This is a genomic window from Gammaproteobacteria bacterium, from assembly GCA_003696665.1.
In the GTDB taxonomy this organism is placed as follows: domain Bacteria; phylum Pseudomonadota; class Gammaproteobacteria; order Enterobacterales.
In genome coordinates, this window is record RFGJ01000011.1 from 1 (window position 1) to 6787 (window position 6787).

At 48.0% G+C, this 6787-nt stretch carries 8 protein-coding genes; all 8 read left to right on the forward strand.

Annotation, left to right across the window (positions count from 1 at the left end; translation table 11 throughout):
* Positions 1-199: adenylyl-sulfate kinase (locus tag D6694_00255; protein RMH48619.1), on the forward strand; the 199-nt coding region annotated here is incomplete at its 5' end.
* An 84-nt stretch (positions 200-283) separates the two neighbouring features.
* A complete protein-coding gene (locus tag D6694_00260) occupies positions 284-676 on the forward strand; it encodes a hypothetical protein (GenBank protein ID RMH48620.1) in 393 nt (130 codons plus the stop codon).
* The gene (locus D6694_00265; protein ID RMH48621.1) at positions 613-1854 is read left to right on the forward strand and encodes a polysaccharide biosynthesis protein; all 1242 of its coding nucleotides are present in this window, start codon (positions 613-615) and stop codon (positions 1852-1854) included. The genes D6694_00260 and D6694_00265 overlap by 64 nt, the downstream gene beginning before the upstream one ends.
* A 7-nt stretch (positions 1855-1861) precedes the next feature.
* Positions 1862-3190 (forward strand): O-antigen ligase domain-containing protein, encoded by a 1329-nt coding sequence (locus D6694_00270; GenBank protein ID RMH48622.1) that lies wholly within the window; start codon positions 1862-1864, stop codon positions 3188-3190.
* Between the two features lie 84 nt (positions 3191-3274).
* Positions 3275-4102, forward strand: coding sequence for a sulfotransferase domain-containing protein (locus D6694_00275; protein RMH48623.1), 828 nt, complete (start codon positions 3275-3277; stop codon positions 4100-4102).
* 58 nt (positions 4103-4160) lie between these two features.
* Positions 4161-4991 (forward strand): hypothetical protein, encoded by an 831-nt coding sequence (locus tag D6694_00280; GenBank protein ID RMH48624.1) that lies wholly within the window; start codon positions 4161-4163, stop codon positions 4989-4991.
* Positions 4992-5037: 46 nt separating this feature from the next.
* Positions 5038-6213 (forward strand): glycosyltransferase, encoded by a 1176-nt coding sequence (locus D6694_00285; GenBank protein ID RMH48625.1) that lies wholly within the window; start codon positions 5038-5040, stop codon positions 6211-6213.
* Positions 6210-6787, forward strand: a 578-nt coding sequence (locus D6694_00290; protein ID RMH48626.1) for a glycosyltransferase, incomplete at its 3' end; no start/stop codon positions are given. The genes D6694_00285 and D6694_00290, both read left to right, overlap by 4 nt.

Sequence of the window (6787 nt, forward strand, 5' to 3'; positions counted from 1 at the left end):
GAAGCGGGACGTGAAGGGTCTTTACGCCAAGGCCCGGGCCGGCATCATCAAGGGCTTTACCGGCATCGACGATCCCTATGAAGCCCCCACCGATGCCGAAATCGTGCTGGATACGGTCAACAACGATGTCGAAGCCTGCGCTGACCAGGTGCTGCACTACCTGATCAAAGCCGGTTACCTGAAGGACGGGGAGGCCTGATCGATTAGTAACAAGATAGGTATAGGGGGAGGTGGTCGCTCGTGACCACCTCCCCTGAATCGTAGAAGTGTGCATGAGCTGGGCATGTTAGAGAGAGGTGAACATAGCGACGAGCAGGTGCGAGTGGAGGGAAAGGTACCTAGAGAAGGAAGAACTAATTTGGAGAAGCAAGAGGAAAGCGATTCAGAGAAGTTGGATGCGGATGTAAGACGGTTGGGTAAGGGCGCGATCGTTGCGATGGGGGGGCGTGTTGGTGGTCGTGTTATGCTTTTGGTCAGTCAAGTAATTCTTGCTCGGGTGCTAGGTCCAGCGGGGTTTGGTCTTTACGCGCTTGGCTGGACGGTTATGCAGATAGTGAGTCTAATAGCGCCCTTGGGGACACACGACGGGGTAATTCGATTCGGGTCTCCAGCATGGAAAAAAACAACGGTGTGTTCCGTGCGGTTCTTATGCGCGGAATACAGTTCTCTTCGATGATTGGGCTTAGCCTGGGATTGTGCCTGTTTTTGGGTGCAGAATGGCTGGCAGCCGATGTATTTGGAAAGCCTGAGTTGGAAGAAGTATTTCGATGGTTTTCATTGGGGGTTGCGCTTGTAGTGCCATTACGAGTTGTAGCTGCTGAAACGAGGATTACCCAGCGAATGCAATATAGTGTGCTGGCCGAAGATGTTGCTCTACCCTTGGTCCAATTACTTACGCTCACTATACTGGTTGTTCTATTAGGATGGGGGGTTCAAGGGGCAGTTATTTCGGCAGTATCGGGCGTAGCCGTTTCACTATTACTGGGTACTTTTTTCCTTTGGCAGTTATATGGCGACATTATCAGGAAATACACTTCAGCAGCGTTTCGTTTAAAGGATTTACTTTTGTTTTCCATCCCGGCGTCCATGGCAAGTATTTTTACAATGCTAACCATGAGGGCGGATCGTCTGTTAGTAGGATATTTCTTGCCAGCAGACGAAATTGGTATCTATCAAGCTGCCACGCAAGCCGCAATGTTATCTGCTATGATTGTGGGGTCGTTCAGCGCCATATTCACTCCAATGATTGCGCGACTTTATCATCAGGGAGATCTTGATCGGCTGAATGCATTATTTAAAGTGAGCACCAGATGGGGATTTTATGTAGCATTGCCTTTTTTTTTGATTTTAGTTGTGGGATCAAGGGAAGTTGTTGTTTTTGTATTTGGTGAAGATTATGTATCTGGAGCCACTCCTATGTTAATCATGGCTGCAGCACAACTGGTCAATGCAGCAACGGGAGCAGTCGGACCTATTTTAATAATGAGCGGTCACCACAAGAATTGGTTTATTCTGTCGAGTATGGCGTTTGTGATCAATATGGTTTCATGTGTAATATTGATACCCGCCTATGGTATAACAGGGGCGGCGATTTCAATAGCTATTTCAGTTGCTTTGTTGTATGGAAATGGTGTTATCCAGGTGCGTAGGCTAACAGGTTTATGGCCATATGATAAAAATTATTTAATTGGACTAGGTGCTGGTGCCATAATGTTGCTTGTGATTTATGTTGCAAAGTTAGTATTGCCAATAAGAGAATCATTTGCGACTTTCTTAGCGTGGGCAGTATTGGGATTGTTGGTATTTGCTTTTGTGATATTTAAGGTAGAAAAAAATCACAAATCGAAAATATAGGTCCTGAATGAATTTATACTGGATAAATATTGTCATTCTAATAGCTGCAACAGTAATAATTCTTTTGCCCATCACAAAATTGCGGTGGGCCGTATTCGCTTTTCTAGTTGTAGCACAGCTAGAAATGTCTGGGCGAGATTTTGCGTCAGCTTCCATGGTCGGACCAGAAAACACTTGGAAGTCTATAGTGTTGCCTACGTTATTGTTATTGCGAACTAGATTTTGGGGACTTAAATATGTTCAATTTAATGGTATAATCAAGTATTGGGTGTTGTTTGTGGTACTCGTTGCGGTTTCTGTATTGTGGAGTCCTTTTAAATTATCGGGGTTAAAGCAGGTTGGATACCTTTATACATATTCGGTGACATTTCTTGTGTTTTTGTATGTTTGGAATCATGATAGTAAGGGTTTATTGAAAATTGTGGTTTATTCATGTATTGTTTCGGTTATTTGGGCTATCATTAAAACATTATTAGTTCATGGAAGTATTTTTGATACTCGCGTGACTACTTTTGCTAATCCGCAGTCTTTTGCGTTGTTCCTTGTATTGAACTTGAGCGCAATAATATTTATGGGGAGGAGAGAGGGCGTCAAATATTTAAAGATCGTGATTCCATTCGTGTTCTTTGGCGTAATTCTTACGGGAAGTAGGACTGGATTTGTGTCGTTAATAATATTTTCTATGGCGTCTATAGTCTTTTGGGTGTACGAGGGTAAGAAGATTGGACGCTTTGCTATGTTGTCGTTTTTGATGGGTGGATTGGTGTCGGTATTGATATTTTTAAATTCGGTATTTGGGTATACTATCAATGATATTGCTAAAAGACATCGTGTTTTAACAATTTTGCAATTAGTTGACAATAAAGGTATCGATCAAATCTCTACAGGAGTGTGGCGTTTGGGGATGTATGATCATATTGTTCAGAGATTTTTGTATAAGCATAGCTTGCGTGAAAAAATCTTTGGTAAAGGTACTTCTAGCGTAGCAGAGATCATCGTATCTGGTGAATATTGGTATAGGGATTATACGAAGAATAATGTTGATGCTAATAGATTGGCTCATAATGAATTTCTCAGGGCATTATATGAATGGGGATTAATCGGATTTTTGGTTTTCTTGAGCCTTTGGGTTAGTGTGTTTGGGGCCTTAAGAAAAAATATCAAGAAGTATAAAACCTATGAATATCGAGTATTGGTTTTGGGGTTTGTTATAGTTTTGTTGTTCATGAGTGTGGAAAATGTTTTAGCTGTATCTGCTTCTCCTGCGGGTTTGGCTATCTCTTTGTTGGTTGTATTGCTTTACCACTCAAATCGGTCGCTGAATGCCAAGCCATAACTATCTTAAATATAACTTGCATAGCCTGGTTTGGAAAAACATAATTGGAAGCTTGATTTTGGAAACTTAAATTTGTATGACGTCATGGTTTCTGGGGCTAGATTACGACATCTTGTTACGAAGTCACCGCTCAAGTATCCTATCAACTGGATACAACACAGAGGTCTTCAACCGTCTGACGTTTTCGTGGCTGCCTATCCCAAGTCTGGAAGTACATGGCTACGTTTCTTGATATACCAGCTTATCCGTGGAGAGCCTGGTAGTTTCGAGCGGGTCAACGACGAACTGCCTGACGTAGGCTACCATGCTAAGGCTCCTGGCCTGTTGCCGGAAGGGGCTCGGATCATCAAGACGCATGAGCCATACCGGTTTTCCTATCGTAGGGCTCTCTACATGGTGCGGGACCCTCGGGATATCGTCATATCAGAATACCATTACCAGATCTGGGCCAATATTATAACGGACCGAATGCCATTCGATAAGTTTTTTGCCTCATTTCTGTCTGGTAAGGTAAATCGCTATGGGGCATGGGATCAGCATGTAGCTTCATGGTTGAAAGCTCGGGATGATGGGCGAGCTGAGGTGCATGTGATACGCTTTGAGGATATGAAGCGTAATGCCGTTGAAGTACTCGGCAGTGTCGCTGCCTTCTTGAATATCCCCGCTTCGTCGTCGTTGCTGGATGCGATCATTGAGGCCAACTCCGTGCAGAATATGCGAAAGATGGAGGACCAAGCCCGACAGGGTGTCTTTAAAAACAAAAGCACACAGACGAACTTCGTCCGTAAGGGCAAAAGTGGTGGCTGGCGCGGTGTCCTATCGGCTCATCACCTGGCGAAGTTGGAGTCGCGGTTTGGGCCAATAATGGAACGCCTCGGCTATGCTCTCGAATCCAAGACGTCAGTCCTCTGATTTATGTCTGACGAGGGTCTGTTAATCATACTTCCCATCAATTGATTGAAATACTGATATGTCTGGCCCCTTGATTTTAGAGAGGCAGTGGTGGACCTTGCAGCGATTTGGTTTTTCACCAGATACCATCTGGTATCGGTGGACAAATCAGCATGAGCCCATTGTACTTTGCAATAGTTTACCCAAGGCGGGCACGCATCTGTTAGAACGAGCGGTTTGTTTGGCGCCTCGGTTGTATCGGAAACTGGTGCCCACTATACACGAAGAAAACATATATAGGTGGGGTAGTCTGGATAACCTGCTGGTAGCAATGAAGCCTGGGCAAGTGCTTGTGACTCACCTGCGGTATTATCCTGAGCGGCAGGTTAGTATCGAGAATCATAAGGTGCGGTCTCTGTTTATGATACGCGATCCGCGAGATATCGTAGTATCGCAGGCGTTCTATATCAGCCGTGAAGCCAGACATCCCCGACACGCAGTTTTTGCCGAGCAACCCGATGTGCAGAACCGGATCCGACTTGCCATCACCGGCCATGCGCCATCTGGGCTGGAGTCAATTGGAGAGCGTCTTCAGGCCTATGCCGGATGGCTCACAAGCGGTGCTCTGGTGATTCGTTTCGAGGATCTTGTGGGGGGAAGTGGAGGCGGCAGTGATACTGCCCAACAAAACATACTCGACGTGCTGTACCAGCATCTTGGGATTGAGATGGATCCGACTACACGGGAAGTTATCCAGCGGCAGGTATTCTCGTCCGTTAGCCCGACGTTTCGGAAAGGATCGACCGGGAAGTGGCGGGAGTACTTCGATGACGTCCTCACCGACCTTTTCAAGGAGGTAGCCGGGGCTCAGTTGGTCGCTTATGGGTACGAGTCGGATCTCGACTGGTAGGCGTCGTGTCATATATGGTCCACTCATGATGTGATGAAATAACAACATGAAGATTCTTGCCGCACACAATTATTACCAGGTCCGGGGAGGTGAGGAATCTATTTTCGAGACGGAAGTGGATCTGCTGAAAGCCCATGGGCACGAAGTCCTCCTCTACACGATCCACAACGATCTGATTAGGAATATGGGCCGTCTGGAAGTGGCCTGGGCGACATTTTGGAATGATGCGATTTATGACGAGTTTCGCGCTTTGGTTCGTGAACATCGCCCCGATATCGTCCACTTTCATAATACCTTTCCTCTGATTTCTCCGGCGGCCTACTACGCGGTTCGCCGGGAGGGGGTACCGGTTGTTCAGACCATCAACAACTACCGGATTCTCTGTCCGAAAGCTCAGTTCTTTCGAAAAGGGCGTGTGTGCGAGGCGTGCATCGACAAACGATTCAAATGGCCGGGCATACAGTATGCATGTTACCGGGACGATCGATTGGCTTCGGTCGTTGTCACCGGGATGCTAGCAATGCACTGGTACAAAGGCACGTGGACGGAAGCCGTCGATGCCTATGTGCTTGGACTGACTGAGTTCGCCAGGCAGAAGTTTATTGAGGCAGGTTTGCCATCAGAGAAGTTATTCCTTAAACCGAACTTCGTGCACCCCGAGCCCGTTCCGGGTAAGGGAAAAGGCAGATACGCTCTGTTTATCGGTCGGCTTTCAGAAGAGAAGGGAATCCACACCTTGTTGGAGGCTTGGCAGCGCCTTTCCATTCCGTTGAAAATCGCAGGGGACGGGCCTCTACGAGAGCTAGTATCTGAGGTTGCTGTTCAACATAAGTTCATTGAGTATCTGGGGCGAGTTTCTGGCGATGAGGTACTTAATCTAATGGGTGATGCGACCTTCCTGGTATTTCCGTCCGTCTGGTACGAAGGGCTACCTCGGACGATTGTGGAGTCATTTGCTCGAGGGACGCCCATAATCGCTTCGAATCTGGGAGCAATGAGTAGCCTGATAACGCATGCTCAGAATGGGCTCTTGTTTACCCCGGGAAAAGCACAAGAACTGGCTCAGCAGGTCCAGATGCTATGGGATGCTCCAGATCAGCAAATAGCTCTGCGTCGTGGCGCTCGCGCCGAGTACGAGGCGAAGTACACTGCGGAGCGCAATTACGAGATGCTGATGGCGATCTACGAGCAGGCGATTGCTCAAAAGGCGAAGAACTCATGAGACGTAGAGAGACATCCCCGTCCGTCGTGCCTGTCCTCGGCCTGCCCCTTTTCGCACGGGACATTCCGGCAGCGGTTGATCTCGTCGTGCAAGGATGTCTGCAGGCTACGAGTGAGTCGCCTCGATGTATCAGCGCCACCGGGGCGCATGGATTAGTGCATGCGCAGGAAGATCCTGCTTTCAGGGAGTTGCTGGAATCGTTCTATTTGAATCTACCGGATGGAAAACCTGCCGTATGGATCGGCCGCTGGAAGGGAGCCCACGCGATGCAGCGCTGCTACGGCCCAGATTTTTTCGCAGCCGTGATGGAGGCCACGGCCTCGCTGCCCGTTCGACACTTTTTCTGCGGGGGGAAAGAAGGAGTAGCGGATCGGCTCCGGGAAGCCGTGGCTGAGAAGTTCGGCAATCGGAACGTGGTAGGGACACACTGTCCCCCGTTTCGCCCGCTCACGGACGACGAATTTGCTGCTCTAGGGGCCGAGATCGACGCCGTCGGGGCGCATGTCGTCTGGATCGGTATCAGCACCCCCAAACAGGAGCGTTTCGCAGCGGATCTGGCCCGGCATACGCAGGC